23 protein-coding genes are annotated in these 24,439 nt (G+C 39.4%); 14 read left to right on the forward strand and 9 right to left on the reverse strand.

Features of this window, described 5'->3' with window-relative positions; genetic code table 11:
* Positions 1–2: 2 nt before the first annotated feature.
* The 4 genes from WJR50_RS25535 to WJR50_RS25550 are packed head-to-tail and all read right to left on the reverse strand — an operon-like array spanning position 3 to position 4,372.
* Complete coding sequence (locus WJR50_RS25535) at positions 3–1,241, reverse strand: hypothetical protein (protein WP_341296142.1); 1,239 nt, start codon at positions 1,239–1,241, stop codon at positions 3–5.
* Complete coding sequence (locus WJR50_RS25540; RefSeq protein WP_341296143.1) at positions 1,241–3,697, reverse strand: VirB4 family type IV secretion system protein; 2,457 nt, start codon at positions 3,695–3,697, stop codon at positions 1,241–1,243. The genes WJR50_RS25535 and WJR50_RS25540 overlap by 1 nt, the downstream gene beginning before the upstream one ends.
* On the reverse strand, positions 3,657–3,989 hold the full coding sequence (locus WJR50_RS25545; RefSeq protein WP_341296144.1) for a hypothetical protein: 333 nt from the start codon (positions 3,987–3,989) through the stop codon (positions 3,657–3,659). The genes WJR50_RS25540 and WJR50_RS25545 overlap by 41 nt, the downstream gene beginning before the upstream one ends.
* A gap of 8 nt (positions 3,990–3,997) precedes the next feature.
* A complete protein-coding gene (locus WJR50_RS25550) occupies positions 3,998–4,372 on the reverse strand; it encodes a hypothetical protein (protein ID WP_341296145.1) in 375 nt (124 codons plus the stop codon).
* Positions 4,373–4,730: 358 nt separating this feature from the next.
* Between WJR50_RS25550 and WJR50_RS25555 the strand changes: the two genes are divergently transcribed.
* The 4 genes from WJR50_RS25555 to WJR50_RS25570 all read left to right on the forward strand — a co-directional run bounded on the left by WJR50_RS25555 (position 4,731) and on the right by WJR50_RS25570 (position 9,073).
* Positions 4,731–6,458: a toprim domain-containing protein gene (locus tag WJR50_RS25555; protein ID WP_341296146.1), complete on the forward strand. Its 1,728-nt coding sequence runs from the start codon at positions 4,731–4,733 to the stop codon at positions 6,456–6,458.
* A gap of 551 nt (positions 6,459–7,009) precedes the next feature.
* A complete protein-coding gene (locus WJR50_RS25560; protein ID WP_341296147.1) occupies positions 7,010–7,588 on the forward strand; it encodes a hypothetical protein in 579 nt (192 codons plus the stop codon).
* Positions 7,589–7,674: 86 nt separating this feature from the next.
* Positions 7,675–8,535: a DUF932 domain-containing protein gene (locus WJR50_RS25565; RefSeq protein ID WP_341296148.1), complete on the forward strand. Its 861-nt coding sequence runs from the start codon at positions 7,675–7,677 to the stop codon at positions 8,533–8,535.
* A 145-nt stretch (positions 8,536–8,680) separates the two neighbouring features.
* A complete protein-coding gene (locus WJR50_RS25570) occupies positions 8,681–9,073 on the forward strand; it encodes a hypothetical protein (RefSeq protein ID WP_341296149.1) in 393 nt (130 codons plus the stop codon).
* Positions 9,074–9,167: 94 nt separating this feature from the next.
* Here the strand turns inward: WJR50_RS25570 and WJR50_RS25575 are convergent, their stop codons facing one another.
* Together WJR50_RS25575 and WJR50_RS25580 are read right to left on the reverse strand one after the other, a co-directional pair.
* Positions 9,168–9,695 carry a hypothetical protein gene (locus WJR50_RS25575; RefSeq protein ID WP_341296150.1) on the reverse strand — a complete coding sequence of 176 codons (528 nt, stop codon included), beginning with the start codon at positions 9,693–9,695 and terminating at the stop codon, positions 9,168–9,170.
* Positions 9,696–9,699: 4 nt separating this feature from the next.
* The gene (locus tag WJR50_RS25580) at positions 9,700–10,368 is read right to left on the reverse strand and encodes a ParA family protein (protein WP_341296151.1); all 669 of its coding nucleotides are present in this window, start codon (positions 10,366–10,368) and stop codon (positions 9,700–9,702) included.
* A 759-nt stretch (positions 10,369–11,127) separates the two neighbouring features.
* Here WJR50_RS25580 and WJR50_RS25585 point away from each other — a divergent pair.
* From WJR50_RS25585 to WJR50_RS25600, 4 genes are read left to right on the forward strand one after another with little or no spacing between them, the layout of a single operon-like run.
* The gene (locus tag WJR50_RS25585) at positions 11,128–11,490 is read left to right on the forward strand and encodes a hypothetical protein (protein WP_341296152.1); all 363 of its coding nucleotides are present in this window, start codon (positions 11,128–11,130) and stop codon (positions 11,488–11,490) included.
* An 8-nt stretch (positions 11,491–11,498) separates the two neighbouring features.
* Complete coding sequence (locus tag WJR50_RS25590; RefSeq protein ID WP_341296153.1) at positions 11,499–12,770, forward strand: DUF5712 family protein; 1,272 nt, start codon at positions 11,499–11,501, stop codon at positions 12,768–12,770.
* 2 nt (positions 12,771–12,772) lie between these two features.
* Positions 12,773–14,686: a type IV secretory system conjugative DNA transfer family protein gene (locus WJR50_RS25595; protein WP_341296154.1), complete on the forward strand. Its 1,914-nt coding sequence runs from the start codon at positions 12,773–12,775 to the stop codon at positions 14,684–14,686.
* Positions 14,658–15,107, forward strand: coding sequence for a hypothetical protein (locus WJR50_RS25600; RefSeq protein WP_341296155.1), 450 nt, complete (start codon positions 14,658–14,660; stop codon positions 15,105–15,107). Before WJR50_RS25595 ends, WJR50_RS25600 begins: the two co-directional genes overlap by 29 nt.
* A gap of 197 nt (positions 15,108–15,304) precedes the next feature.
* Here the strand turns inward: WJR50_RS25600 and WJR50_RS25605 are convergent, their stop codons facing one another.
* Both WJR50_RS25605 and WJR50_RS25610 read right to left on the reverse strand, forming a co-directional pair.
* Positions 15,305–15,865, reverse strand: a complete 561-nt coding sequence (locus WJR50_RS25605; RefSeq protein ID WP_341296156.1) for a hypothetical protein — start codon at positions 15,863–15,865, stop codon at positions 15,305–15,307.
* Positions 15,837–16,322: an RNA polymerase sigma factor gene (locus WJR50_RS25610; protein ID WP_341296157.1), complete on the reverse strand. Its 486-nt coding sequence runs from the start codon at positions 16,320–16,322 to the stop codon at positions 15,837–15,839. The genes WJR50_RS25605 and WJR50_RS25610 overlap by 29 nt, the downstream gene beginning before the upstream one ends.
* A gap of 171 nt (positions 16,323–16,493) precedes the next feature.
* Here WJR50_RS25610 and WJR50_RS25615 point away from each other — a divergent pair, with 171 nt between their 5' ends.
* Positions 16,494–17,897, forward strand: a complete 1,404-nt coding sequence (locus tag WJR50_RS25615; protein ID WP_341296158.1) for an amidohydrolase family protein — start codon at positions 16,494–16,496, stop codon at positions 17,895–17,897.
* A gap of 86 nt (positions 17,898–17,983) precedes the next feature.
* Here the strand turns inward: WJR50_RS25615 and WJR50_RS25620 are convergent, their stop codons facing one another.
* The gene (locus WJR50_RS25620; protein WP_341296159.1) at positions 17,984–18,595 is read right to left on the reverse strand and encodes a Crp/Fnr family transcriptional regulator; all 612 of its coding nucleotides are present in this window, start codon (positions 18,593–18,595) and stop codon (positions 17,984–17,986) included.
* Between the two features lie 152 nt (positions 18,596–18,747).
* On the opposite strand from WJR50_RS25620, the gene WJR50_RS25625 reads away from it, so the two are divergent.
* The 5 genes from WJR50_RS25625 (at position 18,748) to WJR50_RS25645 (ending at position 24,394) form a co-directional block, all read left to right on the forward strand.
* Positions 18,748–19,275 carry a c-type cytochrome gene (locus WJR50_RS25625; RefSeq protein ID WP_341296160.1) on the forward strand — a complete coding sequence of 176 codons (528 nt, stop codon included), beginning with the start codon at positions 18,748–18,750 and terminating at the stop codon, positions 19,273–19,275.
* Positions 19,276–19,421: 146 nt separating this feature from the next.
* Entirely contained in the window at positions 19,422–21,290 is a 1,869-nt protein-coding gene (gene nosZ / locus WJR50_RS25630) for a Sec-dependent nitrous-oxide reductase (RefSeq protein ID WP_341296161.1), read from the forward strand.
* A 61-nt stretch (positions 21,291–21,351) separates the two neighbouring features.
* A complete protein-coding gene (locus tag WJR50_RS25635; protein ID WP_341296162.1) occupies positions 21,352–22,428 on the forward strand; it encodes a nitrous oxide reductase accessory protein NosL in 1,077 nt (358 codons plus the stop codon).
* A 2-nt stretch (positions 22,429–22,430) separates the two neighbouring features.
* Positions 22,431–23,666 carry a nitrous oxide reductase family maturation protein NosD gene (locus WJR50_RS25640; protein ID WP_341296163.1) on the forward strand — a complete coding sequence of 412 codons (1,236 nt, stop codon included), beginning with the start codon at positions 22,431–22,433 and terminating at the stop codon, positions 23,664–23,666.
* Complete coding sequence (locus WJR50_RS25645; RefSeq protein WP_341296164.1) at positions 23,663–24,394, forward strand: ABC transporter ATP-binding protein; 732 nt, start codon at positions 23,663–23,665, stop codon at positions 24,392–24,394. Before WJR50_RS25640 ends, WJR50_RS25645 begins: the two co-directional genes overlap by 4 nt.
* Positions 24,395–24,439 lie beyond the last annotated feature (45 nt).

The following is a 24,439-nucleotide window of genomic DNA, read 5'->3' on the forward strand; positions in this document are numbered from 1 at the left end:
TTCTATTTTTTCGTTTTTGGTCCGATTAAGTATCTAGGCTTTGTTTCACTGGGCGGTAAAGTCCGTGGTGCCTTTAGGTTTTCATTAACCGAGGGGGACTGTATTCTGGCAGCTTGCTTTCCATCCAGCATGCGGCTCTGCGAAATCTGGTTTGTATGCCTTGAACCATAAAAGACTCTGCCAGGAGTACTGTTGCTACCAGAGACGACATTTCTTGTACGGACTGGACTGGCAGTATAATTTTTATGGACATCAGGATTTCTTTGTGTTCCCATCATGACCAATCCTGAAGGACTGCGCTCCCCTCCTCCCCCACTGGGAATAATAGGTTTGTGAGCTGCCTTCGTTGCTGCACTTGTGGCTTTTGAAGTGCCTCCTGATGCCGCTAATCGTCCAACGCCTACAGCTGTGGCCAGAGGCGCCATAACCATTTTGGATCCAGACATGGCTACAACTGTCTGACCAATGGCCATAGAGGATAGATAAGGCACAAAGAAGTACATAATAGCAGAGAGCGCCGTAAGTAAGCCAATGGTCATTTCTTCGTCACCGCCAAAAGCGATATCAGCCAGTATTTGAACATTTAGGGCCTGCATGATCGCGTCCAGTAAAGCAAGCGTCACATTCCAGTAGCATACCACTATGAAGTTTTTTATCCAATGGGCTGCCATGCCCTGAAAACCAGGAATCAGACTCAGTACTAGTGGAATCGGTCCCACAATGAGCATGTATGCATACACTATATTTTTGAAAACTATCATGCCGGCACGAATAAGCACACTCAAAGCCTGCCAGCTTAGAGCTGTAGCAAGACCCCACCAGTTTTGAATCCAGTCAAAAGGATTGGCTTGATCTGAAATGTAGCCTGCCCAGTTTTGGACGAGTTCCCACATGCTTTGCTCTTCTTCTTCAACCCCTAATTTTTCTTTTAATGCTTCCCATATATTGGTGAGCCTGAATGAAAGTTCAGCTTCTCCTCTGATATATTCTGCCAAACCCAGAAAAGCATCACCTATCATAGTTATGATTTCTCTATAGGTTAGAAGCCCAATAATTATCAATAGGATAGGTACAAACTGAGGAATAGTAAACCTAAATCTATAGGACGTATAGCTTTTGAAAATTTCAACAAAGATGCGCAATGCCAGCAATACTGAAGCAAAACTGAGTGCAGCCTTATTGGATAGAGCCATTAGTCTGGCCACCATATTCTCTAATTGCCAATCTGCAAAAACTTCCATTAGACCACTGACATTTTCTGTGCTACAAATTCCTCTAAAGCCAAAGCCTGGCTACCGTATTTTTTCATTAGCCTTCTAAACTCATTTCTTTCTTTGGGCTTGGAAGAAAGTACTGCCGCATGTTGCGGAGGCGCTTCCAGGGCGTATACCCTAACATCTTCTCCCATCTTGACCAGAATATCTCTAAAATCTCCACCATCCCTAAGAGAAAACAACAATTCCCTTGCATGATTAGTAAAACCCAGTGCTGAAGCGGCTTCCTCAGCTAGCTTGGCGTCTGTATGCCGCAAAATTACTTTAGTCGCTGCATTGGCCAGGATAGCCTTATGATGAATACTGCTTGTTATGTCGTTTATATTCTGCGTGATGATCCAAATAGAGCCATTCAATTTACGTATGGTACGAAACATCGCCTGCATAAAGTCTCCTAGGGTGCCCTCCAGCATAGACCATGCTTCATCTATGTAGATAAACTTTTCATCATCCGGAAACCGGTCTAACTGATCAAGAACCAACTGGATAATAAGTTGGGTAACAATGGGATAAATCATTTCTTTCTCCTGAATACGTGCCAAGTCAAAGCAAATCAGTGGATATTCGCTTAAATCTCTCTGCTTTTCTCCATTGAGCAACTCTTTCATTGGGCCATTGTAAAAAGGCCGTAACACACGAAGAAACTCTACAATGTCAAAATACTGAAAGTCTGCCTTAAGATCTTCATTGTGAGCAGCGCTTTTGCGAAGTTCCTGACAGAACTCGTAAAATGTATTAAACTTTGCGGGAAGCTTATGTTCGTTGATATGCGCATAGTAGCTGATCAGAATTTCCAGTAAGATACTCTTCTCAATATTTTTAATAGAATTGACAGCATCTACTCCTTTCCACATCGTACTCAGCAAGCTCAATAGGAAATCCAGTTTATCATCACCATACATGTACTTTCCATGCTCATCCTGGGTCACCTGAAATGGAGCGAAAGCCATCGGCTTTTGAGGATCATATTCAAAGTATGTATCTTCAAATTGTTCCCCATTAAGCATCAGCAAAGTATTTCGGTAAGTGCCTCCTACGTCTATGATCACCTGCCGGGCTCCACGTTCCTTGCGCTGAATCATAAAATATCCATTGGTAAAGGATTTACCCCCACCAGTCTCTCCTACAATAATAGCATTTTGGTTGGTAAGGCTGGTATTAAAGAAGTTTACCTGTACGGGGTTTCTAAAACGGTCACATAGCATATCCCCATGTGTGGCACTGCGGGTGTTGCTTATAAAATTAAAATATTTGCAGGCCATTTCATCGCTCATCAGCATCCACCGGTAGTTGTTATAGGCGTTGCCCGGTGTGTTGGCAAAATACAGTGCCAACGTATCCGAGCTTTCTACAATGCATTCAGAATTGGCAATGCTTCTCATATCCCGCTTAGCTTGTTCCAGGTAATTCTGACGTATGGCCTGATCTGAATCATAGATCATCACATTGACCGAAACAGAAACCAGCCTTTGACTGCTATTTCGTATCATCGCAGTGAACTCTTCTATATTACCTCCCGCTAGATCATTGTCTTGTGTACCCATCCAATCCATGGTAGAATTCCAGAACCTGTTCTGATCCAGTCGGCTTAGTTCCTTTTCTGTGTTTTCTATTTTTATAGTTGTCGTTGTGATATGGGGTATTTGCATATAGTTACCTAAGAGGTAAGTATATGGTGCGGTAACCCCATGCACGTTCATTACGGCATCTTCTATAAAATTTCCCCTGCTCCGCATAGAGATCAGGTTCAATCTCTTTTCTCCTACTTGTATGCCATCCAGATCTGCAGATACTGCACAAGCTAAATTTTGGTGGTTATCCTCTTCAAAATTTAGGGTGTAATACTGGGAATACATGATTTTAAGCTCTTCCTCTCTCATCCTGCTGAATGATACACCATGAACCCCCTGTAGACCATTAATAAATTCAGTAGCTTGTAATTCCACCTTCTCTAAAGCTTCCTCAATTTGTCCGAAAGCATTGCCCAACATGCTTTTTGATGCCATTAAAAGGGTATTGAAGGGATGTATGCTGTTTCGTTTTTTGTTTTGAGGTGGAAAACTGATGAATAGATATCCTTTATGATGCAATACCATACTGTGCGCAAAATGTTGTTGCGTTTTTAGCTCGAAATACTCTCTTGCACCAGCGTCACCTTGGTATTCCTCGAAATAGTAAACATCAGTTTTCTGTAGCACTGCTTCTTCAGGAAAAGAGGAAAGCTGCTGTGCCAGGCTATTATTAAAGGAAGCATAATGTGCCGCTGACCAAGTTTCCATTTCGGCAGCATGGATACGGAACCCCACTGCCACATGGCCATCACGAAATACTACTTTATTGTTTTCAAAGCTAAAGATAGGGATAGCTTCTCTAAGATCACGTTCATCTCTTCTTCTTTTGGGTCGGTTGATGAGGTTGATCATATTGAAAAAGGTTTGGTCGTATGATGTAAAGTTTTTTAGGAGTCAATAGCCAGGCTACCCGACTGTGTAAGTACATAGGTGCTTTCTGTTTGTTGGACCTCCTAAGCATAATGAAAAGTACAATTGTAACCAGCAGTATGATCGGGTATACCAATTTGGGCAATACGATCCAGTTACGCAGCAGGTTCACTACAAAAAATAGTACCATAGAAACCGATAGAAATACTCCCCAGTCTTCAAAAGAGATTCCAAATATTCCTGTCGGTTTATCAAGTCTCTTAAAGCTTTTCATATCTGAAATTAATTGCCCCCATTAATTCCTTGAACTGAAAATTGGTCTGTACCACCAAAGTAGCTAAATATTTCATCCTTATAAGTAGTATAAGCGCCCCAGAGCAGTAAGCCGATGAAGAGGCCGATGGTATAATCCTTCCACTGAGGATTTTTTGTAAAAACAAACCAGATAACTGCTATCAGAGCCAATCCGCAGGCCACTGGAAAAGCAATGTTGATCAGTTGGATGATGGTTTGGGAAATACGATTGGCACCTGCTACTATGCCTTGCGCATGTGCAGCTGTTGAAAGAGTTAACATTAAAAAGCTGAATGCCAGTAATGTGCGGGAGAAAGATTTGATTTTCCCCTTTTCAGAGATACTAATCAGAAGTTTCTTCATGATGTTGCTGTTTAAGTTGTGATTGAAATTGATGAAAAGTTTTAAGCCGTTCTTTCATATTGGAATGCGCCTTCTCCTGAAAGATTTTCGCATAAGCTTTTCTATGCTTGTCCTTAGCTGAGATTTTCTGTTTCCCCAGGTCTTCATCAGAACAGCGGTAACAAATTCTCTTCAGGTTATGGCAATTCCTTACTTTTTTCTTATATATGTTCCACATTTCAATAAATACTATTGAAATTATTTGCAAGGTATCAAAAAATTATTGAGGTCAAAAAAATCACTAAAAAAAGTTAGTGTGTGATCACATTTTCTAAAGCGAGTGGTACCTCAATCATGAACTCTATAAAATGGAACTTCTATGGAATACTCATCATTTCGCGATGAACTAAACTATTATAAAGAGAATATTGACATTCGTGACTATCTGGAAACCTCAGGTTATACTTTGGATAAAACCAGGGATACAGCTCGCTACAGAGCTTATTCTAATCAGGAAAATGGCGATAAAATATATATTCCCAGAAACAGTAAGTATGGTGTCCCCAATTACTACGTGAACCAGTTTGACAATGATGATAAAGGCACCGTGATAGACTTTGTGATGAGCAGAGAGCAAAAATCATTGAATGAAGCCAGGCTTACACTCAGGGATTTTCAACAAGGTTATGTACCTACAGTGAGACAACAACAAACTGTACCTGTCCATGAAGAAAAGAATACAGATGAACGCCGGCAGTATATGGTGGAAAAAATTGCAAAAGAATATCCATCCGGATTGGATGATGAATACCTGGAAAAGCGGCTGCTCTCTTCTGCTACTCTTCATCATTCTGCTTTCAAAGGCAAAATAAAACTGAATGAAGTTTCTGATGACAAATGGGTTGTATTCCCTCTGGAAAATGAACAGGGTAAGCCAACAGGTTTGTCTATGAAGGGAAATGGTAAAGAAAGAATATTGGGTGAAAAAAGCGGAGTGTGGATTTCTCATCCAAGCATGCCAGGAAAGGAAGTGGATCAACTGGTGATTACGGAACATCCAATTGATGCCATGAGTTATCATCAACTTCATGGAGACTCACAGCAGAACCATAATACAGTATATCTGGCTACTGCAGGCAACCCATCTCATAAACAACTGGAGGTTATTCAATCTAAGGTAAATGAATTACAACCAAAAGAGATTGTATTAGCCAACGATAATGATAAAGCTGGTCATCAGTATGATGAAAAATATCGGGAGAAGCTGCAATCCGGTAATACCCCCACCAGAATAGAAAAATCTCAATTTAAAGACTGGAATGCTGACCTTTATGCTACGGCACTTTATCGGACAAGACTTTTAGACCGGACAATGAATAATCCTCGTCAAGTACAGCTGGAAAGCAAGACCAAAGCCAGTCCTGAGCTTGAAATAGTATTAGAGCATAAAAAATATAGAGAGCTTACTAAAGATCAAAAACAGTACCTTCCCTCCTATTTTATTGAGCGAACCATAGAGGGTAAGAAGGTAGAATTTTCTTTAAAAGAAGTAGCTTTCATCAACAATGATAAAAAATTGGAAATGCAACTGGGTAATCATGCAGGTAGCAAGCAATTTGACAAAGCATTTGTGGCAGAAAAAACGCAGGATGTTGAAGATAATGCAGTACTGAATAAAAAACAGGAAAAATCCCTGCAATCAAAGGATACCCCTGAAACAATCAAAAAAAGAATCAATCAAGTTTATGAAAAAAATGATAAAAGACAGCAAGCAATTCAGGAAGCAGACAATTACGTCAAAAACCAGGCTCCAAACACCCAAAAGCTTGAGGCTGAACCCCAGGAAAATAGAGGTGTTGATAAAGTAGATGGATTTATGGCTACACAGAAACGATATAATCATCAAATAGATGCTTTGCAGCAAAAGATCGCTGGTAACCCGGCACATGAGGAAATGTCACGGAAGCTGCACTACTACAAAAACTATCCCCACCTCAACGACCAGGAAATAGATACCTATATTTCTATTGAAGATAAAATGAGCTCCCAACAGCCAGGGCATACCAAAAGCTTGGCTAGACAGCAGGATAAAGAAATTGGAATTTAAAATATTCAAAACGCACTGTAAATTTCACTTTGAAAATTGCAGGTACTATAAACCCTATATAAGAACACAAATATTACACTTTTCTAGGGGCTTTACAGTTATTGGATTCAAACCTATATTTTCTTCTTTTGGTATGAATTGATATGTTCGGCAGTGTACAAATACTATCCAATATGAGATAGTTGAGTGGGCTTCCCACAAGGGTCGGGCTCTCGTGACTCGCTGGCATACCCACAAACCAACACGAGCTCAAACAAACACTCCATCCCTAAGCCGGGAGACGATAAAACAAAAGGGAAAAAAATGCAAAAGGTATTCCAACTGGATCATTTCAGTTAAAATAGTTATCCTTTTTTATCATATTTAATTTAATAAAAAGCTTATTGTTTCCTTTTTTAGCTTGATATTTAACCTATATTATCATATATTTATGTATTGATTCGGTGATAAGTAAAGCGATTATGATAGTAAAGGATAATCTAAAATAGCGAAGCTGAACTCCCAATTTTTACTAATGAGTAATTTATGTTTAACCAAATAAATAGTTTACCATGAATCAATTTGAAGAAAACACCCAGATTCCAGAAGTACATGAGGATGTTCAAACAAACACTAAACATCCAGTAGCTGACCAGCACGAGGAAGGCGAGTTACAGGTACAAGCTAGTACTTACGACTTTGAAGAGTACCAACGTCTGGTAAGTGAAGCAGAAGATCTAAAAAATAAGAAAGGGAAAGTCTCTATCGTACCTAAGTATTATGAGTTTAAAACTTCTTTGCAGGATGTTATGAAAAATGCCGAAAAGAAAAAAGGAAAAGATAGAGAACAGTATCTTGAAATGGCTTTGGTAGATACAAAAACGCAGGGCTTTTATGAGGGTATACATGAGCTAGAGGTTTCTAGCATTGACAAAGAAAGCGGTGAAGTGTTGACTAGTAAACGTCAGGCTGTTAGATGGATAGGTTCAGAGGGCTTGTATATCAATTTTGGTAAGCAATTAATCAACGCTTTTCAACGTGCTGAAGTACCTTTGGGTACTCCTGTAGAAATTCAGTTTGTATGTGAGGAGAAGGTGAAGAGCAAAGAAGGAGCTACCGTCAAAATTTATGAAATTTATCCATTAATCTAAATATAAGTAAAAAGGGGTAATTGCCATTCGCAGTGGCACCTACCCCTATGTTTAACCTGGGCAATAAGCCCAAAATTAGTTTACCAATGGCAAATATAGTAAAAACATACAATTATGAGCAAGGCAAAGAAGCTGTATTAAATTCTACACTTAGTTGGGAAGTAGAAGAGCACGCCATTTATGATGCGGAAGGTAATGTTATTCCTGAATGGAAGTCAATCCGCCGCAATGACGATAAGACCTGTTTAAATATCTGTAAAGGCTCCTACACCCCTACCCCAAACCAAATGTTAAAAGAGTGTGCAGAAAAATTAGCTTCGGAAACAGGTTTTGAAATTGCCGGATTTGATACATTTCAAAAAGGGAAAAAAGTACTAGCATTTTTACAGAACCCTGAAGAAAATGAAATCGCTGGTCACAAACTGAATGATTATTTATTGATTGGTAATTCCCATGATTACAGCAGTGGATTTTGGATTGGAAATACAACAATGATGCTTCGTTGCAGCAATCAATTTACAAAAAGAAATCAACACTTCAGCGTAAGCCATACCAGTAACAGTAAAACGAGAATTGATAAACTATTGCGAAGTTTTGATACCTACTTACAACAAAATAAACTCATGTATCAGGAGTTTGAACGCTTTGTGAATGTGCCGATAGAATTATCTACTATTGATGAAGCAATTGCAGAAGTGATGAATATTTCGTCAAATGAAAAGGTTAGCACCCGTAAAAAGAACCTTTACGATCAAGCTATTGCCAGTATTCACAGAGAGTGTTTTGATTTAGGTAAAAACGTATGGGGATTGTTTAATGGTTTTACTCACTTTACAACGCATGTGAAAAAAACCAAAGAGAAAACATTTGGAAATGCATTAGGTAGCATGGCAGATATCAACGATAGAGCTTACAGTTACTGCCGGTCTATTACTCACCTAAATTAAACTAATAAGGGGGAAGCTTCCCCCCTCTTTTCTAAAAAATTTTTGGAGCCATTATGGCTCCGGTTTTACAGAAAAGTTTTAAAAGTCTTGATTTGATTTGAAGAATCAGCATTTAACCAGAATTCCATATCTTGTGCCTAAAAATATGAGCCAGGATATACGCCAAGATCAGAAAGCAGCCGAGGAATTAGATGCACAACGTGAGAAGATTGTCCGTCAAATAGGACAAAAATTGGAGGAACAACTTTCTACCAGAAAATTAAGCGCTAACCGCCTTGCCACAATAACCGGCATGAAGCCCGAAACTCTTTACAGAATTCGGGATGGGTCTCAATTACCTTCCTGCGAAACCATCATTAAAGTCAAGCAGATGATTCCTGAGCTTGACTTAAATTGGTGGCTTTTTGATCAGGGTGAATCTAATCTACGATCTACAGATGGATTAAAAGCTGAGAATGAACAACTTAAAACAGAAGTAGAGAAGTATCGCAAAATGGTGAGAGAGTTAAGTCAGCTGATTGAAAAATATGAACCATGAAATTTTTAATTGTAGGTTTTAATCTCATTAGATTCAGCTTAATCCATAAGGTAACGGGCAAGGGAACCAAAAAAGCCCTGAATAAAATCAAAGCTTAAAGATCAAGTACTGGCATATCAGGAAGTTTACCTGATTTTTTTAGATGTTTAATATAGTACCTTACAGCTTCCGTTGTAAAGTCTAACTTATTAGCTTCCATTAATGTAGAAGCTAGTTTTACAACTTTAGAGACATTCTGCGGGACTGAAATAGTAGTATACGTTATCTCTCCTTCCCCTTCTTCTCTCTTTTTCTTTTTAGGGCCTCTCTTAGCCTTTTTCTTAGGTTGAGATGACTCTAAGGCTTTAGAAGTGGGAGATGTCTCTTCCTGAGGCTTCTCAGGAGCTATTTCAGCATAATTGTTTGATGTAGCTACCTCATCTTTTTGAATTTCAGATGATGTTTCTTCATTTGACTGATTTGTAACCTGATCAGACTGAATATGCTCACCTTCGTTTTTTTCTTCTTTGTTTTTTTGATAAGCCTGGTTAAATGACTCTTCCCTAAGTTTGGCAGCAGCAGCTTTTCTGTTAGTCTTTTTTTTCTTTGGATTTACATTCGCTATAATACTTTGCTTATTCATAATGTTACAGTTTATACTTTTTCACAAATTCATTCATAAATGCGGAGAACTCTTCTCTCACCGCGCTCAAATCTGAGTTATCGCTGGACATATAACTTTCATATGTGTTCCATCTGGCGTATGCTACCAAATCCCGCAGTCCACTTTCAAAAATGTTTACTCCTACTTCTTTGCAATAATCACGCATGGCCTTTTCTTCTATTCTCCCTCTTTTCTGGTTTAGCATGGCAAATAATAAAAAATCAGTGTCTTCTTCTTCCTCTCTTTTGTAAGTTTCTATTTTCCGAATAGTCTCAACATAATTAAGGGTACTGTATAGATCTGCTTTTCTGGCGATAATGGGCAGCAACACTCTGTTTGCTAGCATCATTATCTCTAATATATCATTATCACTTGTACTTCCCTGTAGATCTACAAAAACGACGTCATATTGGTCTTCTAGATTATCTAGGTATTCAGCGACCTCTTTGGTGGGAAGCTTCTTAACTTCATAGGGAAATTCTTCAAATTCTAACTCGTCAGCTTCTCTAAAGTCTGAAATTGTACCTTGTTCATCTCCATCAATTACCAAAACTTTTTTCTTAAAATCGACTGCTAAGGAGTTTGATATTAGAGCTGTTAAGGTAGATTTCCCCGCCCCCCCCTTTTGTGCTGAAATTAAAAATATATCCATAGGTGAATTGCTGATATAATTATAAAATATTCTAATTAATAAGTTATATACGCATATACTAATATGCTGATTCTATGATACAATTATAAAGCTAAAAAATTAAATAATAATATCACTCTCTAATTAAAAAATGAAATAGGTTTATAACTATGTAATTATAAAATATTACAATTATTTTATTATATAAATAAGTAATTAACTAATAATAAACTTATACAATAATATGATTATAAAACTAAAATACTAAGTAATAATAAAAGTATATAATATTATCATCATGTAATTACTAAATGATATACTTATAAAACTATATAGTTTCTTAGTTATTAAGTTATAAAATTATACAATTAAAATATAATATCCTTATTTAATTACATTAATGAACAGTTATATAAACAAATAATTATCTAATGCAACAATGATAAAATAACATAACTAAATAATTTTTTAATCAAAAAACCGTATAATTATAAAACTATAATGTTAAACACTAACTTAATTATCTAATTAGATAATTATATAGTAGATGCAAATTAATTAAATATAATGAGTTATCTCAAATCTTAGCTAGAAGTAAAATAAATAAATAAAATATCAAATACTTAAATCTCTGATTATGAATGCCTTATGAGGGGCTCTAAGTGCTAATTTATTAATATGTGTTGCTTTTATATCATAAAGTACTGATATTCAATATAATTAAGTCAACAAATACAAATTATTATGTCTAACCGGTATGTAGTAACAGTGAGTAAAACAATGAGAGAAAAAGTGGGAGAGGAGGCTGATCGTTTAGATATGAAGATTAAAGATTATGTTCAAGATGCACTTGTTTTTTTTGTGACAAGGAAAATTAATCCAGCTACATATGATCCTGGGAAAGAATTTGATTTAGTACAAATAATGAAGCAAAGTTCTGATAAGATGTTAAATAAGATTGAAGATCAAGAGAATAATGTTTTAATGAAAATAACTGAAGAGATGATCAGAACTAAGTTATTGCAAGAGGCTCAAATTAATATCTTGATTGAAAAACTAATAGAGCCTGAATTTAAGGAAAAAATGCAGAGAGAAATAGCTGAATATGTGGAAGAAACTTTAAAATCATATATAAAAAAATAAATTAATTCATGTATATAAAGATCATCCAAACTAATAAAGATGGTAATAAAATTTATCAAAATAATGGATCCGTAAACCAGCTGATTTCATATCTAAGTCATGATTCTATGTTGGGAGATGAGGATGAAGGTGTTTTTTTTAATCATAAAAACGATAAAATTTCTGCTCATGAAGTAGAGGTTGAAATTGATGAAAATAGTAAAAAATTAAAACCATCTGAAGAGAAATTCTACTCAATAATAGTGAGCCCAGCTGAGGAAGAGTTATTGCATATTGATAATAAGGATGAGAAGTTAAAAGAATATGTAAGACGAGTCATGAATAATTATGCTGCTAATTTTCAGCTTAAGAACAGAAGCAATTTTAGATCAAATGATTTAGTATGGTATGCGACGCTTCATAAAGACAGAGAGATAAAAAACCTGGATTTGAAAAGTGGGCAATTATTGTCGGTCAAAGAAGCTCAGAGGGTAAATACTTTAAGTAAGAGTAGTAATCCTAATGATCAAATAGAGATTTCAAAAATAATAAACAGGGCTGAAGAAAGGGAAAGCAAAAAGTATCAGTCAGCGCAATTTATTGCAGGAGAAAAAAAGCCCGGCTTCCATAAACATGCTCATATTATTGTTAGTCGTATGGATGCGAAACAGGAAAACGTTCTTAATCCGCGGTCCAGGCAATCTACATTCTACATCAAAAAGTTTCAGGAAAAGTGCGCAAAGGATTTTCAACAGATGTATGGTTATAAGCATGAAACCATAAGCAAGGGCTTTTATCAAAAATATAGCACAACTGAACACATCTACTTTCACCAGAAGATTGAAAACACTGCTGAACAAATCAACCAACATTTAGGTGACGAGAAGGTTGAGGCAGGACGGTTGAAGGAAATTGGGTATGAGTGCAGTTATAGCAGGGCATTTTTTATAAATTTGACAAAGCTCAAGTACAGGTTTACAAAAGGAGACTACTCACATGATCCTTATTTTTTCGTAAAGCACGGAAGAGATCAGAAGCAGGAAGAATATTTAGGTAAACTTGGTGATTCCAAAACTCAATCTCAGGAATCTATATTAGCATCAGGCAATGAGCATGGGCTACCTACATATTCAAAGGGTAGGAGTGAGGGTATGACAGCATCACAGATGCTTAATGCTTTGGGAAGCATTCGTGGTGGTTCCATAGCTATCAAAGAAACACTCGTGCTGGATGATGAGCGAAAGCAAATGAAAAAATCAAAAGAGAAGGGTAGGGGAGAGGATCAAAATGAAATGTCGTAAATATGTTTTTGTCAAGACAATTGCTCCAGATAGCATTTTTTTTCCTGTTGATAAGCTTATTGCTATTAGGCGTTGATTATTACTTATTGGTTCATTTTCATGGGGATTTAGCTAATTGGTTGGTTAAGCCTCTTGGGATTTTAGAGAAACTTATTATACCACTCAGAATTATATTACTTTTTAGTTACTTCGTGATGGCTACTATCAGCTCAAGAATGCCACGCTATAGTGGCCCAAAATATCAAGAGCTAATAATACACAAGGGCATACAGTGGTTAGCATTTTTTTTCACTATTGGCAGCGCTTATACTTTTCTCAATATTGAAAAAATGTCGTTATCTTTTGTATTTGGGTATCCAGCTTCTGTTGTCGGTGTATTCATCTTTCTTCCATTATGTAGTTTTTTATTTCCCACCAAAGAACAAAAACTTGGAAGTCTGGTAAAAAGGAAGAAAATCAACAACCCTGATTCTGTTAATCTTAAGACTAAGGGTAGGGGATGGGTAAACATCACTGAACCATTTCGCCATACCATTGTCATTGCCGGTTCCGGATCGGGAAAAACAGAATCAGTGGTCCGTCCTTATATGTCTCAATTTATTGAAAAGGGATTTTGTGGGATCTTGTACGACTATAAATTTCCGACACTAACAAATGAATTAAACACCATACTTATTCAAAATAAGAGAAAGGCAAAGTTACCATTGTATGTGCTAGACTTTGAAAGCATAAGCCGCTGCCATAGGGTAAATCCTATCAGAGCAGATTATATCAAAGACGTAAGTTATGCTGAAGAAATTGCCACCAGCATTTACAATAACCTGGATCTAAGTTCGGTCAAACATAACGGAAACTTTTTTACCCGTAGTGCTATCAACTGGTTTACAGCTATAATCTGGTTTTACAAGGTTAAGCATCCTGAACAATGCACATTACCTCATGTTTTCAATACTATTTTGTACCAGGATTACCAGCATGTATTTTCCATGCTGTTGAGCGAAGATACAAGTGCAGACTACATCCGCAGCATCGTTACCTCATTGGACACCAAAGCAGATCGTCAGTTAGGAGGGCAGGTGGCGTCATTGCAAAATGTAATTGCACGTTTGAACACACCTAAATTGGCATGGATACTGTCCGGCAATGACTTTGATCTGGATATTAATAATCCGGAAGACCCGAAACTGCTTTCCATTGGGATGAGTCCTCAAATCAGGAAGTCGCTTGCTCCAGTGATAAGCTGTATTTTTACAGTAGCATTACAACAGATGAATGTTGAAGGTAAGCATAAAAGTTTTCTTATGCTGGATGAAGCCACTACACTTTATCTGGATGATTTGGATCATATTGGAGCTGTAGCAAGATCCAATAAAATCGCAATGGTTTTAATTGCTCAAGATACAGCAATGCTAGTTGAAAAATATGGGTTGCAAAAAGCACAAACCATCATTGCCAATATGAACAATATGTATTTCGGAAGGACCAACCTTCCTCAAACGGCAAAGATTGTAAGTGAGACTATCGGTAAAGAGGAAAGAGAAATAATTTCTAAGAATGAAGGTACTAGTTACCACAAATATGATCAGGGAAATTTAAGCCATGGATTTAGTGTGCAGGAAAGAGCAATAGTTAAACCTGAAGAGGTACAAACACTGAAAAAGGGGGAATTTGTTGGTAGATCCACAGATGAAGCGCAAAACTATTTCTTTGCCAAATTTAAGAGACATCGATTCCGCACTCTGTACACCTTAGAACCTTTCGTGGAATTCTTACACCGGAAAGACAATAAGCCTGTGAAAGACAGAGATATTGTCATCAAGCAAAATTTAGATACTATTAAATCTGAAGTGAAATCAATAGTGAATAGCTATAAAAACGTATATGCTGATGCAGGCACTTCACTCACATCCGAATAAGCCTAAAGGTGCTGCTGATTTTATAAAGAATATTGTTCAGAATGACATTCCTTTCTCTAAAGGCTTGTATTTAGCTGAAACGGTATGGGAAGATCCAAAGATGGCTTCAGTCTATTTGCATCGCTTAGAGGGGCTTATTCAGGCTGATACGGCCCTAAATTCACAACGAGATACCTATGCAATCATAATAGATGGACCGGTAATGTATGCATACAATGTTGGAGGATTTCCACAGCCTGATTTTTATTTGTTTGACTTTTCTTATTATCAAACAATTGAAGAGAAGTCGGAGCGATTTCGGTTCTTATCTTATGCCTGCCTTGGAGGGGAAAACATACCTGAAAATACCCTTGTTCTTCTATATGATCAGCATAAAAAAATAATGCTAGAAGAGTTTTATTCAGAAACAACTTCTCAATAATAGTTTTCCCTAATAGAAGAAAGTGCAAAAAGAATGGTTTTAAACAATTAGTAAAGACAACTTATATAAGTGATTTTTAAACCTAATTGGTATCTGCTTCAATTTGGCTGTTACACTTTAACAATCTGTTTTAAACAAGAATGGGTGTAAGCCCCCTAAAGCTATAATGTTCTGTTTTCCATTCTAAACCGGAGGCCTTATTGATTCATTTCCTCCAGAAGTTTCTTCAGGGAATGGATCCTTCTTACATAAAATATCCAGGCATAGGATAACAGCACCACTTCAATAATAAAAAGTACAATGATTACGGAAATACCTTCCGCAGTAGAAAACCATTCGGCCCAGGGCATGAGATCCTGTCGTAAGATTTTGACAGTAATAATGACAATAACTCCCACCATTTGAATGCTTACAATGAATCCAATCACAAATGACCATAACACTTTTATGATTTTTTTTAGAAAGCTCTTCACATCCTCTAGCAACTGCAACTTTTGAAGCTTTTTTAAGGTGATGAGGTTTAACAATGAGCCAAGCAATACAGTGATACAGATCAGCAGAGTGATTTCATCTCCTACAGCTTCATAAAAAAAGAAAAGGGCAACGACTAAGGCCCAGGAGCTATATAATTCAATCCATAAAAGATGTTTGAAACGCTCTAATTCAGAGACTGATTTTTTGTTTGCTATAGCGCTGATTTCATCTTCTTCCAAGGTCTTCTCCTGGATTTCACTCCATAAGGCTTGCAGATCTTTCATCAACTATTTTTTTTAATTGTTTTTTAATTCTATTGATTTTCACGCCAATATTTGAAAGGCTCAATCCCACGACTTCAGCAATTTGGGCATGTTCTTTTTTTTCCAGGTAAAGCATGATAATGGCCCGATCAATGGGTTTCAACAAAGCTATGGATTGATACAGGATATTCACTGGACTGTCTGAGTCATAGGGTTGAGTCTGCTTATCAATAATTCTTGAGATTAGCACATTTTCAGCTGGATGCTCAATTCTCTTTTTTCTTTTATTCAGGTTATACAGACATACATTTAAAGTCAATCTATACACCCAGGTTCCTGATTTTGACCTTCCCTCAAATTTCTCTATGGATTTCCAGAGCTGATAGCAGACTTCCTGTACATTATCTTCAAAGTCCTCTGTAGAATTAGCATATCCACGGCACAGCTTTCGGATGATACCGTAATGTTCTTTTAGCATAATGTTAAACCGTTCCTTTTTCTTTTGAGAAGTCATCTTTTGTGCATTAGCCTTTGCAGCCAATTAGTATCAGCAGGAGGATATTCTTTACATTTTTTGAAAAAATTATTCTTTATGTAAAGAATCATTACTATGAGTTACTAATCCTGTCAACACATAAATTAAACAATCATGATAATAGAAAAAACACTGATAGTTTTGGTGGTAGTTGCTAGCATTTTGTGTAAAGCCTACGGACAGGGTATATGGATCAAAAACACAAATGTGATCAATGTAGAAAACGGTCAGGTAAAGGAGAACATGGATATCTTTATCAAGGATGGTCTTATCTCTGAAATTTCAGCTCATCAGCAACATGAGAAGAAACCGGATAATGTAGAAGTCATTGACGGTACAGGTAAATATTTGTTGCCGGGTTTTGTAGACACTCATGTGCATATGGCCATGGGGGAGGTGCAAGTATCGGTAGTTGATAACCAGCCCATCATTGGAATGAATTTAGCAGATGAACTACCCAAAATTACTGCAAGTTTACTCTTGAAACATGGTATAACCACAAGTAGAGACCCCGGCGGTCTTACCGAAGTGACTGTTCATGTAAAAGAAAATATTGCTTCTGGAAAAATACTGGGGCCCGAACTATTCGTAGCGGGTAGCATCATAGACACTACCCAGTTTACCAATTTGGTAGCCCAGGTAAAGTCAAAAAGTGATATGGTGGAGGAAGTAAGAAAACAGAAAGCGGCTGGAGTAGACTTTATCAAGTTCTACACCTCCTTACCGCCTGAGCTACTAGAAGCGGGTATCCAGGAAGCGCATAAGCTTAATCTGGAAACGATTGCACACCTGCATAATACCTCCTGGACTGAAGCATCCAATCTAGGCCTTGATAATATTGTTCATATTATCCCCGGAAGCGATATCTACATTCCGGATGAACACAAGGCGAGCTACCACCAAAATGTGCTTATGGGTAGCAAGGCATTTTATAAATGGTTTGAATATGTGGATCTTGAAAGTGAAAAGATCTCAGAGCTGCTCAACACTCTAAAGAAAAACAAAACTTCAGTTGATCCAACATTGGTTGTATTCCACGCAACTTTTTTCGGCAATATTTCAGCCTATAAAACTCATGAGCTACTCGGCGTACTTCCAGACAAAATGGTAGAGAACTGGCAGACAATCTTCAATTTTAATCTCGGGTGGACAGAACAAGACTTTGCAGAGGCACAGAAGGTCTGGCCCAAGGTACAGAAGTTTGTTAAAATGTTGCATGATCAGGGTATTTTACTCACCACCGGAACAGATAGTAATAATCCCTGGATTATCCCAGGTGAAAGCTTTCATCGGGAACTACAGTTATTAGCCGATTGTGGATTAACTCATGCTGAAATCTTAAAAATGGCTACGCTTAACGGAGCTAGACTCTTAAAAATTGAAGATCGTATCGGTACGATTGAGAAAGGGAAAGAAGCTGATTTAGTTCTGCTCAGCTCTAATCCATTGCTGGACATTCAGAATACCAAAGACATTGCTATGATTATTTCCAACGGAAGCAAAGTTGAGCTAAAGTAAAATATAAAGATCGCAGCTGTCCAATAATTGCATTTAGTAATACCTTCTTTTTAGTTGAAAACCGTTTTGGACAGCTGTGAGATGGCTTATCTTTTTCTATAGACCTTCCTCCTGATAATTTTTACTTTACCTTTTTCCTCCAGTGCTTTGATGCTTCGGATGACAGTCTCTACCCTTAGCCCTGTCATGTCGGCGATCTGCTGCCGGGTAAGTGGTACTTCGTAGTACTGCTCACCCTCATGTTCCTGCGATTCTTCATGTTTCAGGTAATCAATCAGCGTTAGGATGCGGTGCTCAGGAGGGTGGCTGGACATTTCCCGCATGATCATGGCTTTGTACTGTAGGCGTTTGCTGAGCGTACTGGTAATCATCCAGTGGATATCAAAATTCTCCTTCAGCAGTTGGATGAGGTTTTCTTTGGAAAGTTTCAGCAGCACCGAATCTTCCACGGCAACAGCATTGCTGGGGTAGTCAAAGTCAGAAAATAGGGGCGGTTCACCAAAGCTTTCACCCTCATGAAAAATACCCTGTGTAAACTCCTGTCCATCAGGGCTGAAATTGACCATTTTGACACTGCCCTGTACAATCTGCCAGTAATACAGCGCTCTTTCCCCTTCCATAAAGAGCATTTCATCTTTACTGAAACTGCTTTCTCTGGCTCCGTATTTCTTCAGTATTTCGGCTTCTATCATGCCCATGCTTCACCTTCTTTAAAAAATATTAAGTCTAAAACGGCTAAAGGTATCCCATAAAATTAAAAAAAATAAGCCTTATCAGCGCTATATGATTCAAATCATAAACACTACACTCCAGGCCCTCCTACTTTTGAAACAACAAAATAAGATTCGTTATGAAAACCCTCAACAATACACCTAAAGTACTAAAATTCACCGGAAACCTGGTACTGAGCCTGCTATTCAGCGCACTAATCTTTGGCTGTGGTAGCAATGCCGGAAACGAAAATGCATCCACTGCATCTGATAACACTGAACAGACACAGGAAAATACAGAAGAGCTGACTGAGGAATTGATCGACCCTATGGATAATAAGGGTGTCGGCCCGGTAGATCATGTGGACCTGGAGCCGTTAGATGAAGCGATGGCTGCTGAAGGCAAGGCTATCTTTGAAGAAAACTGTACTGCCTGCCACAAAATAGAAGAGCGCTATATCGGCCCAGCATTGAAAGAGCTTACTGCCCGTCGCTCTCCCGAATGGATCATGAATATGATCATGAACCCTAACGAAATGGTAGAGAAAGACCCCATTGCAAAAGCCCTGCTGGCAGAATATTTATCCCCAATGGCAAATCAAAATATTAGTCGCGAACAGGCTAGGAAAATACTGGAATACTTCCGTTCTGTAGATGAAGTGAAATAAAACAATAACCATCAAATCAGTAAACGTCATGATATCTTTTATAAAAAAATACGCAAATTATAAAAAAATACGCAAAAATAATCCTGAGTGCAGCTTTTACCTTTGCCTGTACTCCTCAGGGCCCAAACAACGATTCCGGAGGCGTCATGAGCGTCACCAACGCAGCCTCCAAAGTGTATGTAGCCCCCGGCAACCATGATGAGTTTTATGCTTTTATGTCTGGTGGTTTTAGCGGACAGATCAGTGTGTATGGCTTACCCTCCGGCAGGTTGTTTCGAGTAATTCCCGTTTTTTCTCAAGACCCTGAAAAGGGCTACGGCTATAATGAAGAAACCAAGCCCATGCTACAGACCTCTTATGGTTTTGTGCCCTGGGATGATGCCCACCACCCTGAACTCTCCCAGACTGATGGAGTGCCTGACGGCCGCTGGATTTTCATCAATGGTAATAATACGCCCCGCATTGCCCGGGTAGATCTGAGCACTTTTGAAACTGCTGAGATCATTGAGATTCCAAACTCCGGAGGTAACCACTCTTCTCCATTTATTACCGCCAATTCTGAATACGTGGTAGCTGGTACCCGCTTCAGCGTACCTATCCCTAATGAAGATGTGGCACTGGATGAGTATCAGGAGAAGTTTAAAGGGTCGCTGAGCTTTATCAGTGTGGATCAGGAAAGTGGTGACATGGATGTAGCTTTTCAAGTACTGGTGCCCGGCTACGATTATGACCTGGCACATGCCGGTAAAGGCAAATCACACGGATGGGTATTCTTTACCACTTACAATACTGAACAAGCTGCTACTTTGAAAGAGATCAATGCCTCACAAAATGACAAGGACTTCATCGCAGCAGTCAACTGGAAAAAAGCAGAGGAATACCTGGCACAGGGCAAAGCCAAAGAAATGCCAGCTTCTTACTATAACAATGAGTACAGCGATGAGACCCATTCTGCTACTGCCACCCAGAAGAACTCTGTGAAAGTGCTGATTCCGGAAGAATGTCCCGGACTGGTATACTTCCTGCCTACACCTAAGTCACCCCACGGAGTGGATGTTGATCCTACCGGAGAATATATCGTGGGTAACGGTAAATTGTCAGCAGATATGTCAGTACACTCCTTTAGCAAAATGGTGCAGGCCATTGAAAACGAAGACTTTGAAACCACCATTGATGGGATTCCCGTGCTCAAATACGAATCTGTGCTGGATGGCATTGTTAAGCAGGCCGGTCTTGGCCCTTTGCATACTGAGTTTGACGGCAAAGGCAATGCCTATACTTCTTTCTTCATCTCTTCTGAAGTGGTGAAATGGAAACTGGATAATAAAGAAGTGGTAGACCGTGTGCCCAGCTATTATTCTATCGGCCACCTGATGATTCCCGGTGGCGACTCACAAAAACCTTTTGGCAAGTACCTGGTCGCTTTGAACAAGATTACTAAAGACCGTTACCTACCTACCGGTCCGGAACTGGCACACTCTGCCCAGCTTTATGACATCTCCGGCGATAAAATGGAATTGCTATTGGACTTCCCGACCATCGGTGAGCCGCACTACGCACAGGCACTGCCTGCCGAGCTAGTGGCCCCAAGATCTGTCAAAACCTTTAAGCTGTCAGAGAATCATCACCCTCATGCTGCTAAAAAGGAAAATGAGGCCAGGGTGGAGAGAAACGGTAATGAAGTGCACGTGTACATGACCTCCATCCGCAGCCACTTTGCTCCTGACAATATTGAAGGTTTAGAAGTAGGTGATAAAGTGTATTTCCACCTGACCAACCTGGAACAGGATTGGGACGTACCTCACGGACTTAGCATCATGGGTGCCAATAATGCTGAGTTGCTGGTGATGCCCGGACAGACCGAAACGCTACTCTGGGAGCCCCAGAAAGCAGGTGTGTACCCTTTCTACTGTACAGACTTCTGCTCCGCACTACACCAGGAAATGCAGGGCTACGCCAGGGTTTCCCCTAAAGGAAGTAATGTGGCGCTGAACTGGAAAACCGGAAACAGATAATAAGAGCATTGGCTTCCCTAAATGGGAAGCCTGCTTTTCTGTTCATCGAAAAGCTAAAGCCATGAAAAATTTACCAAGAATATTGCTTTTGACCGGAGCTTTGGGCTTGCTCTTGCTATTTGCTTTTCCTTTATGGCAGATCACACTCTTTGCCCCTCAGTATCCCGATGGCATCACCATGTACATCTGGATCAACCAGATATCAGGCAACAGTGAATCAGTTTTGCAAAACATCAACATACTGAACCACTATATCGGCATGAAGTATATAGAGCCAGATTCTATTCCTGAACTGCAGTATTTCCCCAATATCGTAGTGACAATGACTGTACTGGGCGTTATACTTTTCTTTGTCAACAAAAGGCAGGGGTTTCTGGCATGGAGTATAATACTGATTATACTGGGCGTACTTGGAATCTACGACTTTTACCTTTGGGAATATGATTATGGTCATAACCTTGATCCTAATGCGCCCATCAAAATACCAGGTATGGTCTATCAACCGCCCCTGTTTGGACAAAAAATGCTTCTGAATTTTGACGCCTACTCATATCCTCATTGGGGAAGCATGTTTCTGGGATTGGCAATGGTGTTGGGCCTGGCAGCCAGTTGGCTGAAATGGAGAAATATCAAAAAAAATAAAGTTATCCAAAAAACCGCCCTTGCTGTGCTGGCACTTATAGTGTTTTTTTGCGGATGCTCCGCAGAGCCTCAACCTATCATCTATGGTGAGGATCATTGCCACTTCTGCCAGATGACCATCGTAGACCAGCGCTACGGTAGCGAGCTTGTTTCTACCAAAGGCAAGGTGTTTAAGTTTGACGCCATAGAATGTATGGTCAACTTTTACGAAACTGATCAGCTTGCACGTGAAGATATAGAATACTATCTCGTCACCGGTTTTATAGAACCGGGAGTATTGATCAATGCTCAGGAAGCGCACTATTTGAAGACTGACCAGATGCCCAGTCCTATGGGACTGAACATGACTGCCTTTCAGAATAAGGAAATCGCGCAGCAGTTTCAACAGGAAAAGGGAGGGGAACTCTACAGCTGGGAAGAACTTAACACACAGTTTGATACCTTCTGGCCCTTGGCTGATCCGCAAGTACAAACCAGAGAAGAAAGTGAGGAATAATCATGAAAGCTTTGCTGAATATATGGCTGCTCGCGTTTTTGAGTTTAGGTGTAGTACATGCACAAACCATCTATGTGGGTGCAGAGCATCGGCTTACATCTCTCACCGAAGCCATACAGTTTGCCAGTGCCGGTGATACGATAGTGGTAAAAAAAGGTATCTACCAAGAAGGGAATATCATCATTGACAAACCCCTGGTACTATTGGGTCAGGACTTTCCGGTGCTGGATGGAGAAAACCAGAACGAAATTTTAACTATCACCGCTGACTCTGTAACAGTAACTGGATTCAAAATTCAGAATGTAGGGATCAGCTATCTTAAAGATCAGGCGGGAATCAAGCTCAACAACAGCCGGGGAAGTACCATCCGTAGCAATCAACTCATGAATACCTTCTTCGGAATAATGCTGGAAGAATCTGTTCAATGTACTGTGTCAGACAACGAAATTATTGGCAATGCGGAAAATGAAGCTTCCTCCGGCAATGCCATCCACCTCTGGTACTGTGATAGTATCGCCATCAAAAATAATATCGTCAAAAACCATCGGGATGGAATTTATCTGGAATTTGTCAACTACAGTAGCATAGCCGAGAATGTAAGTGAAGGCAATCTGCGTTACGGCCTGCACTTTATGTTTTCTAACTACGACAACTACCTGCGTAATACCTTCCGCAACAATGGAGCGGGCGTAGCGGTCATGTTTTCTAAGCAAATCAACATGCAGCGCAACGTCTTTGAAAAAAACTGGGGAAGTGCCTCCTATGGCCTATTGCTCAAAGAAATTTTTGACAGCGAGATCACTTACAATGAATTTACCGAAAATACCAGCGGCATTTATGCTGAAGGGGCTAACCGTTGTCAGATTGCCCATAACAACTTCAGGAGAAACGGATGGGCACTGCGTATCTCCGGCAGTTGCGACAGCAATGTGTTTACAAAAAACAACTTTCTGTCCAATACTTTTGATCTGTCTACGAACAGTCAGCACAATTACAACACCTACGAAAGCAACTACTGGAGCGAATACAGCGGCTATGACCTGGACAAAGACGGTGTGGGGGATGTGCCCTACCATCCGGTCAAGCTGTTTTCTTATGTCATCAACCGGGTGCAGCCTTCTATCATTCTGTTGCGGAGTCTTTTCATAGACATCATCAATTTTGCTGAAAAAGTGGCTCCGGCTATTACCCCGCAAAACCTGGTAGATCCCGCACCTTTAATGAAACCAGTATCATGATTACGATCAAAAAATTATATAAATCCTTTGGACCCAATCAGGTGCTTAAAGGCGTAGACCTGGATATCAGTTCGGGAGGCATTTTTGCCATTCTCGGACCCAATGGCTCGGGCAAGACCACCCTCATCAAAAGCCTACTCGGCCTGGTACATCCTGACGAAGGGGAAATCTATCTTGATGGAAAAAAGATTCGGAAAGAGTGGCTGTATCGTCAAAAGATTGCTTACCTGCCCCAGATCGCCCGCTTCCCTGAAAACCTGAAAGTACAGGAACTCATAAGTATGGTAAAAGACATCCGGCAGCAACAAGCGGTCTATGAGGCCGAGATTATAGAAGCTTTTGAACTGGAAAGTTTTCTTGACAAAAAGTTGAGAAGCCTCTCCGGTGGCACCCGGCAAAAGGTCAATATCCTGCTCAGCCTGATGTTTGACAATCCCGTCATCATCCTGGATGAACCTACCGTAGGGCTTGATCCGGTGGCCATGATCCGGCTGAAAGAGATGATCTTGAGAGAAAGAGAGGCTGGCAAAACAATCATTCTCACTACCCACATCATGAGCCTGGTGGAAACGCTGGCCGATGAAATTGTCTTTCTGCTGGAAGGACATATCCACTTCAGAGGCAGCCTTCAGGAGTTGGTAAGGCAAAGCGGTGAGGTAGACCTTGAGCATGCCATCGCCCAAATGCTACTCAAAAAAAAAGAAAGCGTTTTAATGATGAATGATTGATGAATCCCTATAAAAAATCAAAATTCAGTACGAACACGATTAATC

It is taken from the genome of Catalinimonas locisalis (assembly GCF_038039535.1).
Lineage (GTDB): Bacteria > Bacteroidota > Bacteroidia > Cytophagales > Cyclobacteriaceae > Catalinimonas.

Coding starts and splice junctions, on each gene's coding strand:
- WJR50_RS25535 (WP_341296142.1), bottom strand. CDS start 1,241: ATGGAAGTTTTTGCAGATTGGCAATTAGAGAATATGGTGGCCAGACTA.
- WJR50_RS25540 (WP_341296143.1), bottom strand. CDS start 3,697: ATGATCAACCTCATCAACCGACCCAAAAGAAGAAGAGATGAACGTGAT.
- WJR50_RS25545 (WP_341296144.1), bottom strand. CDS start 3,989: ATGAAAAGCTTTAAGAGACTTGATAAACCGACAGGAATATTTGGAATC.
- WJR50_RS25550 (WP_341296145.1), bottom strand. CDS start 4,372: ATGAAGAAACTTCTGATTAGTATCTCTGAAAAGGGGAAAATCAAATCT.
- WJR50_RS25555 (WP_341296146.1), top strand. CDS start 4,731: ATGGAATACTCATCATTTCGCGATGAACTAAACTATTATAAAGAGAAT.
- WJR50_RS25560 (WP_341296147.1), top strand. CDS start 7,010: ATGAATCAATTTGAAGAAAACACCCAGATTCCAGAAGTACATGAGGAT.
- WJR50_RS25565 (WP_341296148.1), top strand. CDS start 7,675: ATGGCAAATATAGTAAAAACATACAATTATGAGCAAGGCAAAGAAGCT.
- WJR50_RS25570 (WP_341296149.1), top strand. CDS start 8,681: ATGAGCCAGGATATACGCCAAGATCAGAAAGCAGCCGAGGAATTAGAT.
- WJR50_RS25575 (WP_341296150.1), bottom strand. CDS start 9,695: ATGAATAAGCAAAGTATTATAGCGAATGTAAATCCAAAGAAAAAAAAG.
- WJR50_RS25580 (WP_341296151.1), bottom strand. CDS start 10,368: ATGGATATATTTTTAATTTCAGCACAAAAGGGGGGGGCGGGGAAATCT.
- WJR50_RS25585 (WP_341296152.1), top strand. CDS start 11,128: ATGAGAGAAAAAGTGGGAGAGGAGGCTGATCGTTTAGATATGAAGATT.
- WJR50_RS25590 (WP_341296153.1), top strand. CDS start 11,499: ATGTATATAAAGATCATCCAAACTAATAAAGATGGTAATAAAATTTAT.
- WJR50_RS25595 (WP_341296154.1), top strand. CDS start 12,773: ATGTTTTTGTCAAGACAATTGCTCCAGATAGCATTTTTTTTCCTGTTG.
- WJR50_RS25600 (WP_341296155.1), top strand. CDS start 14,658: ATGCAGGCACTTCACTCACATCCGAATAAGCCTAAAGGTGCTGCTGAT.
- WJR50_RS25605 (WP_341296156.1), bottom strand. CDS start 15,865: ATGAAAGATCTGCAAGCCTTATGGAGTGAAATCCAGGAGAAGACCTTG.
- WJR50_RS25610 (WP_341296157.1), bottom strand. CDS start 16,322: ATGCTAAAAGAACATTACGGTATCATCCGAAAGCTGTGCCGTGGATAT.
- WJR50_RS25615 (WP_341296158.1), top strand. CDS start 16,494: ATGATAATAGAAAAAACACTGATAGTTTTGGTGGTAGTTGCTAGCATT.
- WJR50_RS25620 (WP_341296159.1), bottom strand. CDS start 18,595: ATGGGCATGATAGAAGCCGAAATACTGAAGAAATACGGAGCCAGAGAA.
- WJR50_RS25625 (WP_341296160.1), top strand. CDS start 18,748: ATGAAAACCCTCAACAATACACCTAAAGTACTAAAATTCACCGGAAAC.
- nosZ (WP_341296161.1), top strand. CDS start 19,422: ATGAGCGTCACCAACGCAGCCTCCAAAGTGTATGTAGCCCCCGGCAAC.
- WJR50_RS25635 (WP_341296162.1), top strand. CDS start 21,352: ATGAAAAATTTACCAAGAATATTGCTTTTGACCGGAGCTTTGGGCTTG.
- WJR50_RS25640 (WP_341296163.1), top strand. CDS start 22,431: ATGAAAGCTTTGCTGAATATATGGCTGCTCGCGTTTTTGAGTTTAGGT.
- WJR50_RS25645 (WP_341296164.1), top strand. CDS start 23,663: ATGATTACGATCAAAAAATTATATAAATCCTTTGGACCCAATCAGGTG.